This window comes from Streptomyces sp. 796.1 (genome assembly GCF_047525675.1).
Classification (GTDB): Bacteria; Actinomycetota; Actinomycetes; order Streptomycetales; family Streptomycetaceae; genus Streptomyces.
Genome location: NZ_JBLIWA010000029.1, coordinates 40469 through 60209, shown reverse-complemented (window position 1 = coordinate 60209; position 19741 = coordinate 40469). Strand labels below are relative to the sequence as shown.

The 19741-nt window shown below is 70.8% G+C and carries 21 protein-coding genes and 1 tRNA gene; 21 read left to right on the top strand and 1 reads right to left on the bottom strand.

Annotated features, from left to right (window positions below; genetic code table 11):
* The first annotated feature begins 718 nt into the window (after positions 1–718).
* The 16 genes from ACMA1D_RS20270 (at position 719) to ACMA1D_RS20195 (ending at position 13285) form a co-directional block, all read left to right on the top strand.
* The gene (locus tag ACMA1D_RS20270) at positions 719–997 is read left to right on the top strand and encodes a DUF6284 family protein (protein WP_414725419.1); all 279 of its coding nucleotides are present in this window, start codon (positions 719–721) and stop codon (positions 995–997) included.
* Positions 994–1650, top strand: a complete 657-nt coding sequence (locus tag ACMA1D_RS20265; protein ID WP_414725418.1) for a GGDEF domain-containing protein — start codon at positions 994–996, stop codon at positions 1648–1650. Before ACMA1D_RS20270 ends, ACMA1D_RS20265 begins: the two co-directional genes overlap by 4 nt.
* The gene (locus ACMA1D_RS20260; RefSeq protein ID WP_414725417.1) at positions 1647–1994 is read left to right on the top strand and encodes a hypothetical protein; all 348 of its coding nucleotides are present in this window, start codon (positions 1647–1649) and stop codon (positions 1992–1994) included. The genes ACMA1D_RS20265 and ACMA1D_RS20260 overlap by 4 nt, the downstream gene beginning before the upstream one ends.
* Positions 1991–2920 (top strand): DUF2637 domain-containing protein, encoded by a 930-nt coding sequence (locus ACMA1D_RS20255; RefSeq protein WP_414725416.1) that lies wholly within the window; start codon positions 1991–1993, stop codon positions 2918–2920. The genes ACMA1D_RS20260 and ACMA1D_RS20255 overlap by 4 nt, the downstream gene beginning before the upstream one ends.
* Complete coding sequence (locus ACMA1D_RS20250; protein WP_414725415.1) at positions 2920–3291, top strand: RRQRL motif-containing zinc-binding protein; 372 nt, start codon at positions 2920–2922, stop codon at positions 3289–3291. The genes ACMA1D_RS20255 and ACMA1D_RS20250 overlap by 1 nt, the downstream gene beginning before the upstream one ends.
* Positions 3292–3490: 199 nt before the next feature.
* Positions 3491–3943, top strand: coding sequence for a hypothetical protein (locus tag ACMA1D_RS20245; RefSeq protein WP_414725414.1), 453 nt, complete (start codon positions 3491–3493; stop codon positions 3941–3943).
* 14 nt (positions 3944–3957) lie between these two features.
* A complete protein-coding gene (gene traA, locus ACMA1D_RS20240) occupies positions 3958–4506 on the top strand; it encodes a plasmid transfer protein TraA (RefSeq protein ID WP_414725413.1) in 549 nt (182 codons plus the stop codon).
* Between the two features lie 12 nt (positions 4507–4518).
* Positions 4519–6588, top strand: a complete 2070-nt coding sequence (gene traB, locus ACMA1D_RS20235; protein ID WP_414725412.1) for a plasmid transfer protein TraB — start codon at positions 4519–4521, stop codon at positions 6586–6588.
* Positions 6589–6761: 173 nt separating this feature from the next.
* Positions 6762–7211 (top strand): hypothetical protein, encoded by a 450-nt coding sequence (locus ACMA1D_RS20230; protein ID WP_414725411.1) that lies wholly within the window; start codon positions 6762–6764, stop codon positions 7209–7211.
* Between the two features lie 68 nt (positions 7212–7279).
* Positions 7280–7756 (top strand): hypothetical protein, encoded by a 477-nt coding sequence (locus ACMA1D_RS20225; RefSeq protein ID WP_414725410.1) that lies wholly within the window; start codon positions 7280–7282, stop codon positions 7754–7756.
* Positions 7757–7805: 49 nt separating this feature from the next.
* The gene (locus ACMA1D_RS20220) at positions 7806–8507 is read left to right on the top strand and encodes an exonuclease domain-containing protein (RefSeq protein WP_414725409.1); all 702 of its coding nucleotides are present in this window, start codon (positions 7806–7808) and stop codon (positions 8505–8507) included.
* Between the two features lie 454 nt (positions 8508–8961).
* A complete protein-coding gene (locus ACMA1D_RS20215) occupies positions 8962–9864 on the top strand; it encodes a bifunctional DNA primase/polymerase (protein ID WP_414725408.1) in 903 nt (300 codons plus the stop codon).
* The gene (locus ACMA1D_RS20210; protein WP_414725407.1) at positions 9861–10217 is read left to right on the top strand and encodes a hypothetical protein; all 357 of its coding nucleotides are present in this window, start codon (positions 9861–9863) and stop codon (positions 10215–10217) included. The genes ACMA1D_RS20215 and ACMA1D_RS20210 overlap by 4 nt, the downstream gene beginning before the upstream one ends.
* Positions 10214–11365 carry a DUF3631 domain-containing protein gene (locus ACMA1D_RS20205; protein WP_414725406.1) on the top strand — a complete coding sequence of 384 codons (1152 nt, stop codon included), beginning with the start codon at positions 10214–10216 and terminating at the stop codon, positions 11363–11365. The genes ACMA1D_RS20210 and ACMA1D_RS20205 overlap by 4 nt, the downstream gene beginning before the upstream one ends.
* A 244-nt stretch (positions 11366–11609) precedes the next feature.
* The gene (locus ACMA1D_RS20200) at positions 11610–11804 is read left to right on the top strand and encodes a helix-turn-helix transcriptional regulator (RefSeq protein WP_217197058.1); all 195 of its coding nucleotides are present in this window, start codon (positions 11610–11612) and stop codon (positions 11802–11804) included.
* Positions 11805–12028: 224 nt separating this feature from the next.
* Entirely contained in the window at positions 12029–13285 is a 1257-nt protein-coding gene (locus ACMA1D_RS20195; RefSeq protein WP_414725405.1) for a tyrosine-type recombinase/integrase, read from the top strand.
* Between the two features lie 141 nt (positions 13286–13426).
* Here ACMA1D_RS20195 and ACMA1D_RS20190 read toward each other — a convergent pair.
* Positions 13427–13498, bottom strand: a tRNA-Arg gene (locus tag ACMA1D_RS20190).
* Positions 13499–13755: 257 nt separating this feature from the next.
* On the opposite strand from ACMA1D_RS20190, the gene ACMA1D_RS20185 reads away from it, so the two are divergent.
* The 5 genes from ACMA1D_RS20185 to thrC all read left to right on the top strand — a co-directional run bounded on the left by ACMA1D_RS20185 (position 13756) and on the right by thrC (position 19686).
* Positions 13756–14226: a response regulator gene (locus ACMA1D_RS20185; RefSeq protein ID WP_414725404.1), complete on the top strand. Its 471-nt coding sequence runs from the start codon at positions 13756–13758 to the stop codon at positions 14224–14226.
* Between the two features lie 225 nt (positions 14227–14451).
* Complete coding sequence (nrtL, locus tag ACMA1D_RS20180) at positions 14452–15702, top strand: ArgS-related anticodon-binding protein NrtL (RefSeq protein ID WP_414725403.1); 1251 nt, start codon at positions 14452–14454, stop codon at positions 15700–15702.
* A gap of 30 nt (positions 15703–15732) precedes the next feature.
* Complete coding sequence (gene lysA, locus ACMA1D_RS20175; protein WP_414725402.1) at positions 15733–17124, top strand: diaminopimelate decarboxylase; 1392 nt, start codon at positions 15733–15735, stop codon at positions 17122–17124.
* Between the two features lie 160 nt (positions 17125–17284).
* Positions 17285–18577 carry a homoserine dehydrogenase gene (locus tag ACMA1D_RS20170; protein WP_414725401.1) on the top strand — a complete coding sequence of 431 codons (1293 nt, stop codon included), beginning with the start codon at positions 17285–17287 and terminating at the stop codon, positions 18575–18577.
* Positions 18578–18585: 8 nt separating this feature from the next.
* On the top strand, positions 18586–19686 hold the full coding sequence (thrC, locus tag ACMA1D_RS20165; protein ID WP_414725400.1) for a threonine synthase: 1101 nt from the start codon (positions 18586–18588) through the stop codon (positions 19684–19686).
* Positions 19687–19741: the final 55 nt, after the last annotated feature.

Here is a 19741-nt window from a genome sequence, read left to right as displayed (position 1 = left end):
GAGACGCCGCCGTTGTTTGCGTAGCACCTTTGATCTGCGGCGTCCCGGCGACCGTCGGCCGTGATGGCGGTCTGGGGCCACTCCTCCCCGGGGCAAGAAAAGGGGCTCTGCCTGCTGACCGCTTGGGAGCGGGTAGGGGCCGCGCGAGCATCCCGATCTTTTCGGTCGGGCAGCGTGTGGTCAGTGATCACCCGAGGTCCGTTCGTTCGGAGGGACCCGTGATGTATCGCCGAAGTACCTAGGGTGCGCGTCGGTTGGACCGGCTGGCGCGTAGCCCGTTGCGTCATCTGCCGCGGGAGTTCCCGCCACGCACAGCGTGAGCGGGAACTCCGCGGCCAGCTCCTCTGCGTCGCCGTGATGCCCTGTCCGCTGTGGTGGGCGGGGCGGCGCACGGGGGTGCTTGTACGTCTTGGCCGTGGCCGGTGGGCCACCGATTCGATGGAAGGACGGCCGTCATGAACGTCACCAAGCACGCGATGCCGCGGCCGTCCGGCTGCTACCAGCCGTAGGCCACGGCCCCCTTTCAACGCTTGGCCGCGGTTCGACTCCGCGGTTTGAGCCCTGTGTTGCTCAGTCGCCCCTGGCTCGCGAGAGCCGGGGGCGGTGAGGAGCGCCGGGATCACACAACCCGATCGTTTCCACCCCGCAAGAACACGGCCCCGGTGCTGGAACACCGGGGCCGCCGAGCTGGGCCGCCTCTTGGAAGGAAAACCGACCCATGCACATCGTCCCACTCATGGTCTCGTTGCAGGAGGCCGTTACCGCGTTTGCTCCGTGGAAGGAGCCGACGGACGCTGAACTGGACGCGATCGAGGCCGAGATGCCGCTGATCCTGGCGGACATCGACGTGTCGGATGCGCAGATCATGACCCTGGACCGGGTCCCGTGCGAGTTGGATGAGCGGCGTGTCCGCCGGGCCCGGCGCCAGGCGCTGGCCGCCCGGACCGCGTTGGCCAACCGCGCCGCTGAAGAGAGCCTTCCGGGTGGTGCGGCATGAGTGCCCTGGTGCCTGCCACCGCGATGGTGGCGCCGCTGTTAACAGGCTGGTCGGCCACGACGTGGTGGCTTCACCGGCGCCTGAACCAGGCCCGGTTGGACCCGCTGTCGGGCCTGCCCACCCGCGCCCGCTTCGAAAAGGGCGTGGAACGTCTACTGCGGCGCCGGGCGCCGGTGGCGCTGGTGATGGTCGACCTGGACGGGTTCAAGGCCCTCAACGACACCCACGGCCACCAGGCTGGGGATGCCGCGATCACCGCGACCGGAAGCCGCCTGAGCCGCTGGGCCGCCGCGCACGCTGAGCGTTGGGTGGTGGCCCGGTTGGGCGGGGACGAGTTCGCCGCCGCCCTGACCATGCCCCACGCCACCGACCTGCCCAACGCGCTGAGCCGGTTGCACGAGAACCTGTGTGCCGCGGTGCCCATTGAGGGCGGCACCGTGGCACTGGGGGCGTCGGTGGGCGCGGTGTGGTCGCCGTACTGGCCGCTGGCTGAGCGTTCCCGGTTGCTGCGCGGGGCGGATGAGGCGATGTACCTGGCCAAGCGTGCGGGTGGCGGGTGGCGTATCGCCCACAGTGACCGCACCGCCATCGCCAGCGTCAATGGCCGCCGCCCGGGTCGGACCGGCACCCAGCCGGCAGGGGGCGCCAGGTGAACGCGCTCACGGTTGAGGAACTGGCCAACCCGCTACGGGCGCTGCGCCTGCTGGCCAGCGACTTCACGCACCTGCCCGCCCCCGCCATCAAGGTCACCGACATCTTTCCGGATTGCTTGGAACTCTCCTTCCACGGCGCCGCCGACGACCTGGGCGGGTTCGCCGCGTTCGAGACCTGGCGGCAGGCGCTGCGTGTCGAGCCGGACACCGTGGAGTTCGCAGTGCAGTCCGGTGGGCGCACGCACAGCCTGAGCGCCTACACCGAGTTCGCCGGGGCCAGCGTGCGCCTGGTCGCCTACGGGCCGGGGCCGATGGCGTCAGCCGGCGTGGAGGTGGAGCGGTGAGCGCCCGTTCTGCTTCTCGTCAGGCGTTGGCGGGTGGGGCTGGGGCGGTGACCGTGTTGTTGACGGCCGGCGCGTTTTGGCTCTCCTACGAGCACCTGCACGACACCGCCGCCGCCAACGGCCTCAGCGGCGCCCGCGCGTGGGCGTGGCCGGGCACGATCGACTTGTTCATCATCGTCGGCGAGCTGCTCATGCTCCGCGCCTCGCTCATGCGCCGCACCGACTGGTGGGCCATCGGGTTGACTGCCTCCGGTTCGCTGGGTTCGATCGCGCTGAACATCGCTGGTGTGGGGGAGGGGAGCCGGCCGCTGGAGTACGTCGTGGCAGCCGTACCCCCGGTCGCCGCGCTGCTGGCTTTCGGCGCGCTGATGCGCCAGGTACACCAACGCCTGACCACCCCCGCGGGTACACCGGCGGGTACGCCCGTACCCGCGACCGATACGGGCGTACCCGCCGGGCCGTCTCCCGTACCCGCCGGGCCGGAGTACGTACCCGCTGCCCCGGTGCGCGTACCCGCGGCGTCCGATCCCGTACCCGTGCCGCCGGTGCCGGTACCTGCCGGGGTGCGGCTGCTGCCGATCATCGCCCGCCCCGAACCGGCCCCCGCCCCCGAACCGGCACCCGATGTACCCGCCGAATCGGAGCCCGTACCCGCGGCTGAAGCGCCCGTCGGGTACGTACCCGACGAGGACGAGGACGAGGAGTCCGCGGAGCTGGGGTTGGACTGGGTGGAGCCGCACGACGACAGCCCCGCTCCGCCGGCCGAGGACAGCCTGACCGCCGACGCTCGGCAACGCTTCGCCGACCACGTGCGGGCGGGCCGGCCGGTGCCCTACCGGCAGCTTCGCGACACGTACGGCATCGGCCAACAGCGGGCCGTACGTATCCGCGAAGAGCTGCTGCGCGTCCCGGCAGGGGCCCGGTGATGGCTACTGTGGCCAGCCGGTTCTACGACCCTACCGGCGCCCGCTACGGCATCCCCACCTACCCCTGGCGCCTGGCCCCCGACGGCTACCTGACGCGACGTCAGTTGCGCGTGCGGGGGCTTCGGCCCGGCGGGCAGCCGGTGGCGGCGCAGGTGATGTGGCGCTCGCGCCGATCCCCTGCCGGGTGGCGCGTGGCCTACTTCTACCGGCTCGACAAGGCCCGGCCGGTGCGGCCGATGACTCCGGGCCGGGTGCGGGCGTTGGCCGCTGCGATGCGTGCCCGGCGTACCTGCCCGGGCTGCCGTACCGATGCCGGGTACTGCATCCCCCGCTCACTGGGCCTGTGCGTCACCTGCGCGTACCCCGTCTGAACCCTCGCCCCGGGTACGCCTGTACCCGCCGTACCCGCTCGCTCTCCCCGCCCGTACTCGGCCGTATCCGCGTCGGGTACGGGCGGGCGCCGCGGGTGGGCCGGTGACAGGCGTTTCGGGGTACCTCCCTTCTTGATCGAGAGGACTCGGTTTCGTGTCCCGTCGTAGTCGTATCCGTGCCGTGAAGACGGCCGGGAGTGTGACCACCATTCGTATCCCGCGCCAGCGTGGTCGTCGTTCGCAGCCGGTCGTGGTCGTCGTGCCCGACCGGCCCTCCTGGACCCGTGAAGCGCTGGGTTTCGCCGGGCGCATGCTCTGGCGCTTTCGCCGTGCTCTGGCTCCCGCTGCTGCTGCCTTGTTCGCGCTGGGTGTTACCGCGTTGCTGCATGCCGTGGCGTGGTGGTCCGGGCTGGCGCTGGCGGTTGTGGCGATCGTGCCGCTGGTGTGGCTTGTGCGCACTCAGCACACCCACCCCGCCACCGGCACCGCGCTGGGCTGGCGCATCGCGCTGACCTTGGTGGCCGTGACCACGTTGGTGTGGCTGGCGCTGGCGGCCGGGTTCGGCCCGCTCAGTGCCCCTCTGCTGCTCGCGTGGCTGGTCCTGGCCATCGGCGCGCAAGCCGCCTGGCTCTTCGTCCGCCGCTCGAAGTAGAAGGAGTGCATCTGATGGCATCCACCACGGGCCGGCCCAGCGGCGCGCCAGTCAGCGGGTCGGCTAAGCCGAACAAGTTCACCAACGCTGGTGCTGCTGCCGGCGGGTTCATCGGTGCGATGGGCAGTTCCTTCGTGCCGCCGATCAACGTCACCGTCAACCGCAGCACCACCACGACCTTCAGCCAGGGCCGTGAGCGCCCGCAGGCCCAGTCGTTGTTGCCGGAGCCGGACTTCACCTCGCCGGCGCAGGTGCGCAACTACTGCAACACGCTGCGGGCCGCCTCCATCACGCTGGCCATCGAGGTGGCCATGGCCGCCGAAATCCTCAAAGGGGTGCTGGCGGCCGTGCCTGACCCGGAGGGCCGGTTGGGTGGCTCGCGGATGAGGGCGGGGCGTGTGGCCCGCAAGTTGCAGAAGTCTGCGGATGAGCTGCGCTCGGCCGGGGTTGCTGCCGCCGCGACGTATGCGATGTTCCAGCAGCAGTACGAGGAAGAGATCAACCGCGTCCGTCACCGTGCTCGGCGCCCGCAGACCCCACGCATCGACTGGACCCGTCAGTAAGGAGGGACGGTCATGAGCGACCGCAACCACAACCGCAACCGCAATCGCATCCGCGATCACGAGCATGCTGACTCCACTGCCGGTGGCGGCCCGGTGGGCACGTATCTGCTGCACCGGGTCAAGCCGCACCTTCCCCCCTGGCTGGGGGTCGCTGGAACCGGGTTGGCCGGCGTGCTCGGTCACGCCCGGTGGGCGGACTCCGCCGCGGCCGGCGTCGGACTCACCCTGGCGTCGGTGGCGTTGACGGGCACCACGTGGTGGGTGGGCCGCTCCACCGGCGCCCAACGCCGGCTGCACTCGGCCATCACCGTGGCCACCGGCTCCGCCTGGCTGACCGCCGCCTGCCTGGCCGGCCCCACCACCAGCCCTGTCGGGGACCTGTTCCTGATGGGCGGGCCCGTCCTGGCGCTGAGCTGGAACGTTCGTCTGGTCATCGGCCGCACCACCGACCCCACCGGCGAGAGCTCTGACAAGGGGTTGCTGGCGAAGGTGGGGTTGGCGCGGGCGCAGCTTGGGGCGACGAAGGTCGAGCCGAACCGTGTCACCGCCCCCGTGCTGCTGGAGCCGGGGGAGCAGACCAACGACGACGTCACCAAGGCGTTGGCCCGCCTGGCATCCGCGCTTGATCTGCCGAAGAACGCCGTGCGCTACACCCCCGACCCCTTCTCCGAGCGCCGCGGGGAGCTGGTCATCGTCCCCGAAGACATGCTCTCCCAGGTGGTGGAGTGGGAAGGCCCCTCCAACCTCGGCGGCTCGATCACCGAACCACTGGACCTGGGACGGTATGACGACGGGGCGCCGTTGCTGATCTGGCTGCCCGGTGATCCGGAGGCCGGGCGCAACTCCACCCACCTGCTCATCGCGGGTGGCACTGGTTCCGGCAAGGGCGACACCGCGCTGAATCTGCTGACGGAGATCCTCTCCCGCCGGGATGTGATCGTCTGGTTCTCCGACCCCAAGGCGTTCCAGGACTTCGCCCCGCTCCGCCCGGGCCTGGACTGGGGCGTGGAGGGCGGCACGGACACCGAAGTCCTGATCGAGGCCGTCAAAGCCGCGATCCCTGAGCGCACGCGCTGGCTGGGTGCCCACGGCTACCGCCAGTGGCTGCCCCAGTGCGCACACCAGCAGACTGATCCCGACCACTCGTGCCGTGCGGATGGGCGGGCGTGTGGGTGTGCGGGGATGCCGTTCCTGGTGGCCTGGATGGAAGAGGCCGCCAACACCCTGCGCGCTCTGGGCGACGACGTGTTCACCGGCATCGCCCAAGAAGCACGCTCGGCCGGCATCAGCCTGGTCGTCTCACTCCAACGCCCCTCCTACGACCAGATGTCCACCAGCACCCGCGCCTCCCTCCCCTCCGTCATCGCCCTGGGCTGCGACCCACGCGACGAGGGATTCTCGCTGCCGGAGACGGTCATCGACGCCGGCGCGCATCCGGGCGCGTGGGGTAACCGCAGGCCCGGATACTGCTACATCGTCTCCCCGGGCATCGCGGAGGACCGCTACCCCTCCCCGGGCCGCACCCGCCGCTTCACCACCCGCGCGATCGCGGTCATGGAACTGCTGGCCACCTGGGCCCAGCGCAACGGCGCCACCGCCGACCCCATCACCGCCCGCGCCGCGGCCAACGTCGCCGGCCGCGCCTACACCGGCCGCACCACCACCCCCGACACCCACACCGGCTCGACTGGCTCCAGTCCATCCGGTGGTGGGGTGGACTTGGCGGAAGAGGACGAGATGGGCCCCGAGCCGCACTACGACCCGGACGACGCCGGCATCGACCCCGAAGTCGACCTTGCCGCCCCCGAGCCCGGCGACGACGCTCCGATCTTCGGCACCCCGCCCGGTCGCCGACCGAGCCCGGAAGAGGCCCGGCGCCTGTTCGCCGACGCCCTCGCCCAGTTCGAGACCGAGGGCCGAATGATCGTCGGACCCAAGGACTTCATGGACTGGTGCGATGAGCACCAGCTCTCGCGCTCCTGGGTCTCCCTGCGCCTCAAGGAAGCCGCCCTGGACGGGCGCCTGGAGCCGACAAACACCACGGGCCGCTGGCGCATCCTGCCCGCCCTCACAGCGGCGTAACACCCGTAACACGTTACGCCGGCCTAACACCCAAACCCCTAGGCAAACGCGCCGTTACGCGGACCTCACACCGTCCCGTAACACCCCTCACGCCTCGTCTAACACTCCGATCCCTGTGGGCCCGCGCCTCTCCTTCGGCGCGGGCCCACACCGGTCGAGAACGGAGCCCCGGCATGGACCACGAACGGCCCCCGGCCGTCGTCCACCACCCCATCCCACTCCCTCCCCACCCCGCGCCCCTGGCCCCCATCCAACCCGCCACGGCCCCGGCCCTCTCCAGCGTCCAACTCCCCGACGGCCACATCGTCACCGGCTACACCCTCACCCCCCACCCGCACCCGGCACCGGTTCCGGAACCCGTTGAGCCGCGGCCGGTCATCTCCCGCACCGCGATCAACATCGCGCTCGGCGGCATCGGGTTCGGCGCCATCTGCGGCGGACTGGTCCTGCTCACCACGTTCATCGCCGCCCTGGCCGCACTCATACAGCAACTCATCATCCTGGCCGCTGTCATCTTCGGCGGCTGGATCGCCACCCAAGCCCTCCGCCACCGGCCCACTCGCAGGGGCACCACGGTCAACATCCGCAAAGCCGTCATCAAGCGCAACCACTTCCACACCTGACGCGAAAGCGCGATGTGGCCCACCGCCATCGCAAGCCAACCGCCTACACACGACAAGGGGCCGAACTGATGTGGACCACCCTCATCGCCGTGGTGGGCACCCTCGCCGGCGCGGGTCTGGGCACGCTCGCCCAGCGCTCCGCCGAGCGAGATGCCCGTACCGAACGCCACCACCAACAGGTCATCCAAGCCCTGACCAGCCTGCTGGAAGCGATCCTGCGCTTCCGCGAGAACTACTGGCTCGGTATCGCCCGCCTACGCGCAAACCTCCAGGCACCCAGTGACCCAGAGACCGAATACCGGCTACGCAGCAACATCACCATCGCCCGCGATCACCTCGCCCTCGTCGCGCACGGCACTGCCTTGCCCGCACTCGGGGAGGCCGCCGCATGGGCCGCAATCACCCTCTCTGAGATCCCGCTGAGCACGCCGGTTGATGGTCGCTTCGACCCGGCCACGGAAACCGCGCTGGCCACCGCTCGCGATCACAGCCGCGACACCCACACCGCCCTCCGCGAAGCCGGAAGCACCTACCTCAACACCTGACACCCCCGCGCCCCGAACCCGGGGCGCCCCCTCCAGCGAAGGTGAGCCCGTGACCACCCCTGTCCCCTGGCCCGAGGGCCCGATGCTGGCGGTAGACGTCGAAACCACCGGCATCGACCCCGAAACCGCCCACATCGTCTCCGCCGCCATAGCCACCATCGACAGCGGTAGCGACACCACACCCGTAACCACTTCGTGGCTCATCAACCCCGGCATCGACATCCCCGCGGACGCCACCGCCATCCACCACATCACCACCGACCAAGCCCGAGAGAACGGCCGGCCCCCGGCCGAAGCCCTTCCCGAGATCACCACCGCACTGGCCGAAGCGGTGGGGGCAGGCATCCCGCTGGTCGTCTTCCGGGCCCCGTACGCACTCACCGTCCTCGCCCGCGAATGCACCCGCGCCAGCGTCCCCTTCCTGGAAACGGTGGCACCAGTCATCGACCCGGCCGTACTCGACAAGCAGGTCGAACGCTACCGCCCCGGACGCCGCACCCTGCCCGCGCTCTGCACCCACTACCGCGTCCGCCACGACGGCCCCAACAACGCCATCGAAGACGCGCTGGCCGCTGCCCGCCTGGCCTGGCGCCTACCCCGCGTCCACCCCAGCCTGGCCGCCGTCCCGCTTCCCGAACTCCACACCCGCCAGGAGGCATGGGCAGCAGAACAAGCTGCGGGCCTACAGGAACACCTGCGGCGCACCGACCCCAACGCAACGGTCAACGGCACCTGGCCACTGGTTCCGTGAGCGCCGGCCCCGCGCCTGCGGGGCCCACCCGACGACGTGCAGATCGTCGGAGCGCTCGAACGGACCCCCGCTCGCGCGGGGACCACCACACGGTCCGCACCGACCGCCAGGCGGGGCCCGGACCACCCCCGCTCGCGCGGGGACCACCTGGGCGAGGGCCGGGAGTAACGCGGCGATCTCGGACCACCCCCGCTCGCGCGGGGACCACAACACGAAGAAGCTCGTCGACCTGATGAAGGGCGGACCACCCCCGCTCGCGCGGGGACCACGTAGCCGAGGTACGCCGGGCCGGTGGGGCTGCCGGACCACCCCCGCTCGCGCGGGGACCACCCTTCCCGACCTGCGACGTTACAACGCACATTCCAACTCTTTACCCAGTTCAGCAGAACGGGGCGGCCCGCGTCTCGCCAAAGCCTCGGGCCGCCCCTCCGTCCCATCAGAACGGAGCACCAGCATGGCACCAACCCCCCGCCCGTCGCTGCTTGTCGCAGCACTGGATGCCGCAGCGCGCGGTTGGCCCGTCTTCCCCCTGCGCCCCCGCGACAAGCGCCCCACGGGCCACGCCGAACCCCGCTGCCTGCGTGTAGGCCCCTGCGCGGATGGCCACCACACGTGGGAACAGCGCGCCACGACCGACCGCTCCGCCATCTGCGCCGCCTGGTCGCTGCGCCCGTACAACATCGGCATCGCGACCGGCCCCGCCAACCTGGTCGTCATCGACCTGGACCAGCCCAAGCTCAAGGGCAACGCGGACACGCCTAACGGCGCGACGAACCTGTTGGCGCTCTGCGAGCGCGCCGGACAGCCTGTCCCCCGCACCTACCGCGTCCGGACCGCCAGCGGTGGGTGGCACCTGTACTTCACCGCCCCACCCGGCACCCGGCTGAACAACACCGCGGGCCGGCTGGGGCCGCTGATCGACACCCGTGCCTGGGGCGGGTACGTCGTCGCCGTCGGCAGCACCGCCCCCCACGGCATCTACGAGCTGGCCGACAGCGTGCCCGTCGCACCGCTGCCCGATTGGCTCGGTCAGTTGCTTCGCCCCGCTCCCGCCCAGCCTGCCCGCCCCCTCAAGCTCCGCGTCGTCAACGGCTCCAGCGCTGCCCGCGCCGCGCTGGAGCGGGAGTGCGCGGTGGTGTCCGGAGCGCCGGACAAGCAGCGCAACACCACGCTCAACCGCTGCGCCTTCAAGGTGGGGCGCTTCGTGGCCTGGGGCGACATCCCCCGCCACGAGGTGGAAGAGGCCTTCCAAGGGGCGGGAGAGGCCCGGGGACTCACCGCTGCCGAGTGCCGCGCCACCATCCGCAGCGCACTCGACAGCTCCCTCCGCAAAGCCCGCCCCCGGGACGCGGCATGAACACACCCCGCCCCGCCCCCTTGGAAGGCCACCCCAGCACCACCAACAGGCCTGGCCCCGCCAAGGAGACCCCCGCCCCTGCCGGCCGTGGCGCGCCGAAGGACGCCGCCCGCAAGGGCGTCCGCACTGCCCTTCGTCCGAACCCGCGCCCGGACGACGGGCGCCAGCCGATCGCCTGGCTCCACATCACCGCGCCCCGCGACGCCACCCCCACCGCCCGCTCCTGGTGCGCCTGCGGACGCGACCGCTTCGCCGCCGGCCACCACCGAGCGCTCGCGCTGATCGCCGACCACACCACACACCGCACGCTCTGCCCGCTCCGCAACCCCCAGGAAGGCAGGGCCGCCGCATGAGCACTCCCGCCAACAGCACCGACGGCGCCGCACTGCTCGATGAGATCGAGGCATTCCACCGTCGCTTCAACGCCTTCCCCACGCCCTCCGCGTACGTGGCCGTCGTGCTGTGGGACGCGCACACGCACCTGCTGGACGCATTCGAGTCCACCCCCCGCCTGGCCTTCCTTTCCCCGGAACCGGGGTCGGGGAAGACGCGAGGTCTGGAGATCTGCGGGACGCTGGTCCCGCAGCCGATGGTGGCCGTCAACGCCTCCCCGGCCGCGCTGTTCCGTGCGGTCTCCGGGATGGAGGGCGGGCGCCCCACCATCCTGTTTGACGAGATCGACACCGTGTTCGGCCCCAAGGCCAAGGACAACGAGGAACTGCGTGGGCTGCTCAACGCCGGGCACCGCCGCACCGGTGTCTCCTACCGGTGCGTGGGCGATGGTGGCCAGCAGACGGTTCAGGCGTTCCCCTCCTACGCGGCCGTGGCCGTCGCGGGGCTGGGCTGGCTGCCCGACACGATCATGACCCGGTCCGTCATCATCCGGATGCGTCGCCGGGCGCCCAACGAGCACGTGGAGGCCTTCCGCAGCCGTATCCACGAACCGGAAGGCCACGCGCTGCGCGATCGATTGGCCACCTGGGCCGACAGCGTGCGCGAGACCGTCGAAGGGTCCTTCCCTGAAATGCCCGACGGGGTCTCCGACCGCCCCGCGGATGTGTGGGAACCCCTGCTGGCGGTCGCCGACGCGGCGGGTGGCCACTGGCCCGAGCGGGCCCGCGCCGCGTGCGTGGAACTGGTGGCCGCCGCGACGGCCGGCGACAAGGCATCGCTGGGCATCCGGCTGCTGACCGACCTGCGCGACACGGTGTTCTGCGGCGCCGACCGCATGCCCACTGCGCAGATCCTCGCCGGACTCACCGCTATGGACGAAGCCCCCTGGGCCGACATGAACGGCAAACCGCTCGACTCTCGCCAACTCGCCAAGAGGCTGGGCGAGTACGTCACCGCGGACAACGAGCCCATCAAGGCCCGCAACATCCGCACCGGCTCCGGAGTGGTCAAGGGCTACTACGCCAGCGACTTGTACGACGCGTGGAAGCGGTACTGCCCCGCCCCCAAGGCAGCGGAATCCGCTACACCCGCCACAGACTCCGCATAGCCACCGGCTGACCAGCGGAAACGGCGTAGCGGCTGTTACCCACGACAACCGCTACGCCCCCGCTACGCCTCGCCCCGAACCGCTACACCCCTCGCCCCCCGTAGCGGACCCATCCGCTACACCCCGCCTTGCCGCTACGCCAAAACCCGCCCCTGACCTGCGATGTAGCAGCCGTGGCGGATGTAGCGGACCTGCTGCGGAGGGGCCGTTCGCTCTACACGACAACAGAAGAGAGGAGAGTGGAATGAGCACCCGTGTGGTGGACGAGAAACTGACCATCGCCGAGATAATCGCTGACCTCAGAGTGCCGCCCTCCACCTTCCACCGGTGGCGCCAGCTCGGGAAAGCGCCTCGCTCGATCAAACTCCCGAACGGCGATGTGCGAATTCGCCGGTCGGATTACGAACGCTGGTTGGCGGAGCGGGAGGACGCCGCGTGACCAGCGGTATAGCCGGTACGTCTCGGGGTGCTCATGAAAGTGAGCACCCCGAGGGTGCCAAGGAGAGAGCATTTTCCAACGACGTGCGCGTATGGCGTGTCGGCAAGGTGAGGAGTAAAAGCGCTCCTTATCAGCTCCGTTGGGTAGTTGCGGGGGAAGTTCGGCACGCGTCCTTCGCCACATTCGCACTTGCCGACAATCGCCGTTCAGAGCTGCGTCAAGCCATGCGCAGGGGCGAAGCGTTCGACGTGGAATCGGGCCTGCCCGAGTCGGAAGTGCGGCGGGCGGAAGAGGCACTGGCCGCGCAGACCGCAGAGAAGTTGGACCCCACCTGGTGGCAGTTCGCGCGTGAGTTCATGCGGCGCCGTTGGCGTACGGCTGCGGCCAAGACGAGAGAGGGTTTCGCCGACAGCCTGGCGTCCGCAGCGCTGGGGATGATGAACGACAAGCCCGACGCTCCGGACCTCCGCCTGGTGCGCCAGGCCGTGCGGTGGGCGGTCGTGCCAGCCCACGAGAACGAGGAGCCGCCGCCCAAACTCACCAAGGCATGTGCCTGGTTGGCGGAGAACTCTCTTCCCTTGTCAGCGCTACGAGAATCCAGCATCGCCGAAGACGTGCACTACCGGCTGGCTTACAAACTGGACGGCAAGCTGGCGGCCAAGGACACGTACAAGAGGCGGCGTCGTAACTTCAACGCGGCTATCGTCTACGCGATTCAAAAGGGTTATCTCGCTGAAAACCCGATCGCTGAGCTGGAGCGCCCATCCACCGCAGCCAGCGGCCCGATCGATCCGCGCGTGCTCATGAATCCCATCCAGGGGCGCGAGTTCCTGGTAGCTGTGTCGTACGTGGGGTCGGTGAAGCGGAACCGGGGGAGAAGGTTGGTCGCCTTCTTCGGGTGCATTCTCTACGCCGCGATGCGCCCGGCAGAAGTCGTAGGGCTACGGGAATCCGACTGTTACTTACCGGAGAGCGGGTGGGGTGTTCTCACCCTTCGGGAAACGCGTCCGGTCTCCGGTAAGAAGTGGACTGACTCCGGCGAGCGGCACGATAAGCGCGGGCTGAAGATGCGGGACCCGGAAGCCGACCGGCCGGTGCCTATCCCGCCTGTCTTGGTGGCGATGCTCCGAGCACATGTGAAGGAGTTCGGCACGGCTGCAGGCGGCCGGCTGTTCCAGAACGAGCGCGGCGGCCTGGTCGGGACGTCCAGTTACTGGCGCGTCTGGCAGGAAGCCCGAGCGTTCGCCTTCCCGCCGCCAAAGTTCCACTCGCCTTTGGCGCAGAAGCCCTACGACGGGCGTGCCACGGCCATCACCGACTGGCTCCGCTCCGGCCTCCCCGTGGCGGAGGTGGCCAGGCGCGCGGGCACCTCGCCGGAGGTCATCGACCGTCACTACGCGGGGGTGATCGACAACAGCGAGCAGGAAGACAACAGGAAGATCGAAAAGACAATGGGGTGGGGGCCGGAAGGGGACTCCTGAGCCACGCGTGGCTCACGCGCTCCTCACGCGCAGCCAGTGGGAGGCAACGAGAAAGGGCGGGAGTCAGTGAGACTGACTCCCGCCCTTTCCCATCGGCATCCGCCCTGGTCAGAACCTGGATTCAGGTAGTTGACCGGCGAGTGCCCCCGGCAGGATTCGAACCTGCGCACACGGCTCCGGAGGCCGTTGCTCTATCCCCTGAGCTACGGGGGCGTGTCTGCCGTCTTGCTTGGCGACGGGTAGAACACTACCAGCTCGTGAGGGGTGGCCATGAACGCGTTTCTCGGGTGGGGTGGGGCGGGGCGTGGTGGGGTGTTTCGGGAGGGGGATGGGCGGTTGGTGGGGAGGCGGGGCGGGCTTTTAGCGCATCCGTTGTGTTCCGTGGGGAGGCTCGGCGAAACGTCCCCCGCACGTGGCGGAAGTGGGCAAAACCCGGACGCAGCCGGAGTCGCACGCCTACGCTTCGAGATGTGCCTGGCGTGTCCGGCCGGGTCCTTGTCGTCGACGACAACAAGGTCATCCGGCAGCTAATCAGGGTCAACCTTGAGCTTGAGGGGTTCGAGGTCGTGACCGCGGCTGATGGTGTCGAGTGCCTGGAGATCGTGCATCGCGTGCGGCCCGACGTGGTCACTCTTGACGTGTCGATGCCCCGTCTCAACGGGTTGCGGACCGCTGCTCGATTGCGGGATGACGTACGTACTCGGCACATCCCCCTCGCTATCGTCAGCGCCTGTACGCAGTCGGATGTCGACAGTGGACAGTCCGCTGGTGTCGATGCCTTCCTTGCGAAACCCTTCGAGCCCGCCGAGCTGGTGCGGCTCGTACGACAACTCGTGCGGCAGTCCGCCGGCCATGAGGTCGGAGAGGACGGTGACGACGACGGCGGTCCGGGATCTGGGCCGTCTGAAGGCGTCGAGCCGGTCGTCCGGCCCGGTGGCTGAGCAGACGTAGCTGGCGAACTGCTGAGTCGTACCGCCGAGCCGTAGCAGGGCGGGGGCGATGGCCGCCCCGGGCCGGCCGGTGGGGCGGGTGTCGGCCGGCCGTGGGAGCGGTCGGCGCCCGGAGGGGCATCGTGGGGATGACCGGTTCCGGCCGGGGCGGCCGGTTCCGCCCGCGATGCGAAACCCGTTCGCAAAGCCGCCCCCTTTCTCCCATACGCTTGCCCCGTGACCCCCGCGCAGCTCTCCCGCACCGTCGTGCACGCCGTGCGTTCGGCCGTCCGGGCCGGTGAGCTGACCTTGCCCGCGGACGAGCTGGCGTGGTGCGACCGGGCCGCCGCCGGGGGCGGAGCGCGGCCCGGTGTCGTACGGGTCCCCGCCAAGGCCGGTCGCGGGGACTTCTCCTCACCGATCGCGCTGCGGCTCGCCGCCGCGTCGGGCCGTACGCCGCGCGAGGTCGCGGACGTCCTGCGGCGCCGCCTCGTACGCGAACCCGGCATCGCCCGGGTCGACCTGGCCGGACCGGGTTTCCTCAACATCACCGTGGCCCACGCCGCCCACGCCGGGCTCGTACGGGACGTCATCGCGCAGGGCGCCGCGTACGGGCGGGGGCACGGGCTGGACGGAGTGCGACTGCGGTTGCGGTACGCGCCCGGGGTGCGGGCCGCGCTGTGGGCCGAGACCGTCGAACGGCTGGCCACCGCCTGCGGCGCCGAGCCCGCGGCGTTCCCGGCGGAGGCGGCTGCGGACCTGCGGGGCGGGGCGGCCCCCGCTCGTGGGTCTGGCGGCGATCCGTACGACGGCGCCTTGGCCGTCGACCGTGATGCTGCGCCCGGATCCGGCTTCCCACCCGGAACCGGCTCCGAACCCCTCGCTCCGGCCCGCCGGACCAGTGAGCGCGAAGTCGACTTCGTCGTGCGCGAGCCCGGGATCGGGGCTGCGGAGCTGGTGGCCTCGCTCGGGCGGGACGGCGCGCGGTGGGCGCTGTTGCGGGCCGCCGCGCACGACCTCCCGCTCTGTGATCCGGCCGCCGTCCTCGCCCAGCGCGAGAGCAACCCGCTCTTCCGCGTGCAGTACGCCCACGCGCGGGCCCGTGCCCTGCTGCGCAACGGCCGTGACCTGGGCGTTCTTCCCTCGCCCGGGGCTGGGGCCGAGGCCGGGCCCGACGACGTACGGGACGCACGCGAGGGGCGAAGCGATGCCGCGCTGCCCGATGCCGCGCTGCTCGCGCTCCTGGCGGATTTTCCGCGGGTGGTGGAGGACGCCGCGCGGCGGACGGCGCCGGACCGGGTGGCGCGGGAGCTGGTGGCCGTCGCCGACGCCTTCTTCCGGTTCCACGACAGGCAGCCGCCGCTGCCGCGCGGCGAGGAGAAACCCTCGGCCGTGCACCGCGACCGGCTGGCCACCGCCGAGGCCGCCGGAACGGTGCTGGCCAACGGCCTGACCCTGCTCGGCATCTCCGCACCCGTCCACCTGTGAACCGCTGTAGCCGTAGGAGACCTGACCACCATGAGCCGATCCGCTCACCCCGCCGGACCCCGCCACGGTGACGTGCTGCCCGAGGGGCACTACTTCGCGCCGCCCGCCGACCTCAACGCACTCGACCCGAAGGTGTGGGCACGCACCGTCGACCGGACCGACGAGGGATCGGTCACCGTGGGCGGGCTCGACGTGCGGGCGCTGGCCGAGGAGTTCGGCACGCCCGCGTACGTGCTGGACGAGAGCGACTTCCGGGCCCGCTGCCGGGCTTGGCGGGAGGCGTTCGGCGGCGAGGCCGACGTGTTCTACGCCGGCAAGGCGTTCCTCTCCCGGGCCGTGGTGCGCTGGCTGCACGAGGAGGGCCTCAACCTCGACGTGTGCTCCGGCGGCGAGCTGGCCACGGCCCTCTCGGCCGGGATGCCCGCCGAGCGCATCGCGCTGCACGGCAACAACAAGTCGACCGCCGAGATCGAGCGGGCCGTCGAGGCCGGCGTCGGGCGCATCGTGCTCGACTCGTTCCAGGAGATCGTGCGGGTGGCGCACGTCGCCGAGCGGCTCGGCAAGCGGCAGCGCGTACAGATCCGGGTGACGGTCGGCGTCGAGGCGCACACCCACGAGTTCATCGCCACCGCGCACGAGGACCAGAAGTTCGGCATCGCGCTCGCCGGCGGCCAGGCGGCCGAGGCGGTGCGGCGGGCGCTCAAGCTGGACGGGCTGGAACTGATCGGTATCCACTCGCACATCGGCTCGCAGATCTTCGACATGGCCGGCTTCGAGGTCTCCGCGCGGCGCGTCGTGCAACTGCTGGCCGACGTCCGCGACGAGCACGGCGTCGAACTCCCCGAGATCGACCTCGGCGGCGGCCTCGGCATCGCGTACACCTCGGACGACGACCCGCGCGAGCCGCAGGAGATCGCCGCCGCGCTGAGCCGCATCGTCACCCGCGAGTGCGAGGCCGCCGGGCTCGCCGTGCCGCGGATCTCGGTGGAGCCGGGGCGTGCCATCGTCGGGCCGACCGCGTTCACGCTGTACGAGGTCGGCACCGTCAAGGAGCTCGACGGGCTGCGTACGTACATCAGCGTCGACGGCGGCATGTCGGACAACATCCGTACCGCGCTCTACGACGCCGAGTACTCCGTCGCCCTGGTCTCGCGGGCCTCGGACGCCGATCCGATGCTGGTGCGGGTGGTGGGCAAGCACTGCGAGTCGGGCGACATCGTCGTACGGGACGCGTTCTTGCCCGCCGACGTCGCGCCGGGCGATCTGATCGCCGTGCCCGCCACCGGGGCCTACTGCCGCTCGATGGCCAGCAACTACAACCACGCGCTCCGGCCGCCGGTGGTCGCCGTGCAGGACGGCGCGGCGCGGATCATTCTGCGCCGAGAAACCGAAGAAGACCTGATGCGGCTCGACGTCGGGTGACAATTGGGGGACCGGCGGGCGGCTCGCGCGCTGCGCACAGTCGCGTGTGCCGGTAGACGAAATAGACATCTCGGATACTGGACGGGGGGCGGAATCTCCCGTCCAGTGAGTGAGACTGGTGCCGACGTATGTGCGGTCGATGCAGAGGAAACGAGGTCGGATGATGCGTACGCGTCCGTTGAAGGTGGCGCTGCTGGGCTGTGGTGTGGTCGGCTCAGAGGTGGCGCGCATCATGACGACGCACGCGGACGACCTCACGGCGCGCATCGGAGCGCCGGTGGAACTGGCCGGGATCGCCGTGCGCCGCCCCGGCCGGGTGCGCGCCGGCGTACCGGCCGAGCTCATCACCACCGATGCGATGGCGCTGGTCAAACGCGGTGACATCGATGTGGTCATCGAGGTCATCGGCGGCATCGAACCGGCCAGGTCACTGATCACCACCGCCTTCGAATCCGGCGCCAGCGTCGTCTCCGCCAACAAGGCGCTGCTCGCCGAGGACGGCGCCGCGCTGCACGCCGCCGCCGAAGAACACGGCGCCGACCTCTACTACGAGGCGGCCGTGGCCGGCGCCATCCCGTTGGTGCGGCCGTTGCGCGAGTCGCTGGCCGGAGACACCGTCAACCGGGTGCTCGGCATCGTCAACGGCACCACCAACTTCATCCTCGACAAGATGGACAGCAGTGGCGCCGGGTACTCCGAGGCCCTGGACGAGGCGACGGCGCTCGGCTATGCCGAGGCCGACCCGACCGCGGACGTCGAGGGCTTCGACGCCGCCGCCAAGGCCGCGATCCTGGCCGGCATCGCCTTCCACACCCGGGTGCGGCTCGACGACGTGCACCGCGAGGGACTGACCGAGGTCACGGCCGCTGACATCGCATCCGCAAAGCGCATGGGATGCACGGTGAAGCTCCTCGCGATCTGCGAGCGGGCCGTGGACGGCCGCTCGGTCACCGCGCGGGTGCACCCGGCGATGATCCCGCTCAGCCACCCGCTGGCCTCGGTCCGCGAGGCGTACAACGCGGTCTTCGTGGAGGCCGAGGCCGCCGGGCAGCTCATGTTCTACGGGCCCGGAGCCGGTGGTGCGCCCACCGCGTCGGCCGTACTCGGCGACCTGGTCGCCGCGTGTCGCAACAAGCTGGCGGGCACCACGGGCCCCGGCGAGTCCGCGTACACGCGGCTGCCCGTCAGCCCCATGGGCGAGGTGGTCACGCGTTACCACATCAGCCTCGACGTCGCCGACAAGCCGGGTGTCCTCGCGCAGGTCGCCCTGGTCTTCGCGGAGCACGGCGTCTCCATCGACACCGTCCGCCAGCAGGGCAAGGACGGTGAGGCGTCACTGGTCGTGGTGACGCACCGGGCGCAGGACGCGGCGCTCTCGGCCACCGTCGAGACGCTTCGACAGCTCGACACGGTCCGCGGCGTCGCGAGCATCATGCGGGTTGAAGGGGAGTAACGAAAGCAATGACCGCAAACATCAGCGCTCGGCAGGGCACCCACCAGTGGCGCGGGGTCATCGAGGAGTACCGGGACCGGCTGCCGGTCGGCGAGCACACCCCGATCGTCACGCTCCGCGAGGGCGGCACGCCGCTGGTCCCCGCCCAGGTGCTCTCCGAGCGCACGGGATGTGAGGTTCATCTCAAGGTCGAGGGCGCGAACCCGACCGGGTCCTTCAAGGACCGTGGCATGACGATGGCCATCACGCACGCCAAGGAGGCCGGCGCCCAGGCCGTCATCTGCGCCTCCACCGGCAACACCTCGGCCTCGGCCGCTGCGTACGCGGTACGGGCCGGCATGGTCTGCGCCGTCCTGGTGCCGCAGGGCAAGATCGCGCTCGGCAAGATGGGCCAGGCCCTGGTGCACGGCTCGCGCATCCTCCAGGTCGACGGCAACTTCGACGACTGCCTCACGCTGGCCCGCGAACTGTCCGAGAAGTACCCGGTCGCGCTGGTGAATTCGGTCAACCCGTCCCGGATCGAGGGGCAGAAGACCGCCGCGTTCGAGGTGGTCGACGCGCTCGGCGACGCCCCCGACATCCACGTACTGCCGGTCGGCAACGCGGGCAACATCACCGCCTACTGGAAGGGCTACCAGGAGTACGCGGCGCCCACCCAGCACGGCGGTGCCGTCTCCTCGCGCACGCCCCGGATGTGGGGGTTCCAGGCGTCCGGGTCCGCGCCGATCGTGCGCGGCGAGCCGGTCAAGGACCCGCACACCATCGCCACCGCCATCCGCATCGGCAACCCCGCCTCCTGGGAGCAGGCCGAGCGGGCGCGCGACGAGTCGGGCGGCCTCATCGACGAGGTGACCGACCGTCACATCCTGTCCGCCTACCGGCTGCTGGCCGCCCAGGAGGGCGTCTTCGTCGAGCCCGCGTCGGCCGCCAGCGTCGCCGGACTGCTCAAGGCGGCCGAGCAGGGCCTGGTCGACCCGGGCCAGCGGATCGTGTGCACGGTGACCGGCAACGGCCTCAAGGACCCGGACTGGGCGGTGGCCGGTGCGCCGCAGCCGGTCACGGTGCCGGTGGATGCGGACGCCGCCGCCGGCCGGCTCGGGCTGGCGTAACTTCCGGTAAGCGGAGCGGCGGCCCGGGTTACGGCCAAGCGGAATACGTGTTAAC

Bases quoted from the DNA above. Each gene is read 5' to 3' on its own strand.
- ACMA1D_RS20270 (WP_414725419.1), top strand. From the start codon at position 719: ATGCACATCGTCCCACTCATGGTCTCGTTGCAGGAGGCCGTTACCGCG.
- ACMA1D_RS20265 (WP_414725418.1), top strand. From the start codon at position 994: ATGAGTGCCCTGGTGCCTGCCACCGCGATGGTGGCGCCGCTGTTAACA.
- ACMA1D_RS20230 (WP_414725411.1), top strand. From the start codon at position 6,762: ATGGACCACGAACGGCCCCCGGCCGTCGTCCACCACCCCATCCCACTC.
- traA (WP_414725413.1), top strand. From the start codon at position 3,958: ATGGCATCCACCACGGGCCGGCCCAGCGGCGCGCCAGTCAGCGGGTCG.
- ACMA1D_RS20225 (WP_414725410.1), top strand. From the start codon at position 7,280: ATGTGGACCACCCTCATCGCCGTGGTGGGCACCCTCGCCGGCGCGGGT.
- ACMA1D_RS20205 (WP_414725406.1), top strand. From the start codon at position 10,214: ATGAGCACTCCCGCCAACAGCACCGACGGCGCCGCACTGCTCGATGAG.
- ACMA1D_RS20250 (WP_414725415.1), top strand. From the start codon at position 2,920: ATGGCTACTGTGGCCAGCCGGTTCTACGACCCTACCGGCGCCCGCTAC.
- lysA (WP_414725402.1), top strand. From the start codon at position 15,733: ATGAGCCGATCCGCTCACCCCGCCGGACCCCGCCACGGTGACGTGCTG.
- ACMA1D_RS20200 (WP_217197058.1), top strand. From the start codon at position 11,610: ATGAGCACCCGTGTGGTGGACGAGAAACTGACCATCGCCGAGATAATC.
- ACMA1D_RS20170 (WP_414725401.1), top strand. From the start codon at position 17,285: ATGATGCGTACGCGTCCGTTGAAGGTGGCGCTGCTGGGCTGTGGTGTG.
- ACMA1D_RS20210 (WP_414725407.1), top strand. From the start codon at position 9,861: ATGAACACACCCCGCCCCGCCCCCTTGGAAGGCCACCCCAGCACCACC.
- ACMA1D_RS20215 (WP_414725408.1), top strand. From the start codon at position 8,962: ATGGCACCAACCCCCCGCCCGTCGCTGCTTGTCGCAGCACTGGATGCC.
- thrC (WP_414725400.1), top strand. From the start codon at position 18,586: ATGACCGCAAACATCAGCGCTCGGCAGGGCACCCACCAGTGGCGCGGG.
- traB (WP_414725412.1), top strand. From the start codon at position 4,519: ATGAGCGACCGCAACCACAACCGCAACCGCAATCGCATCCGCGATCAC.
- ACMA1D_RS20195 (WP_414725405.1), top strand. From the start codon at position 12,029: ATGCGCAGGGGCGAAGCGTTCGACGTGGAATCGGGCCTGCCCGAGTCG.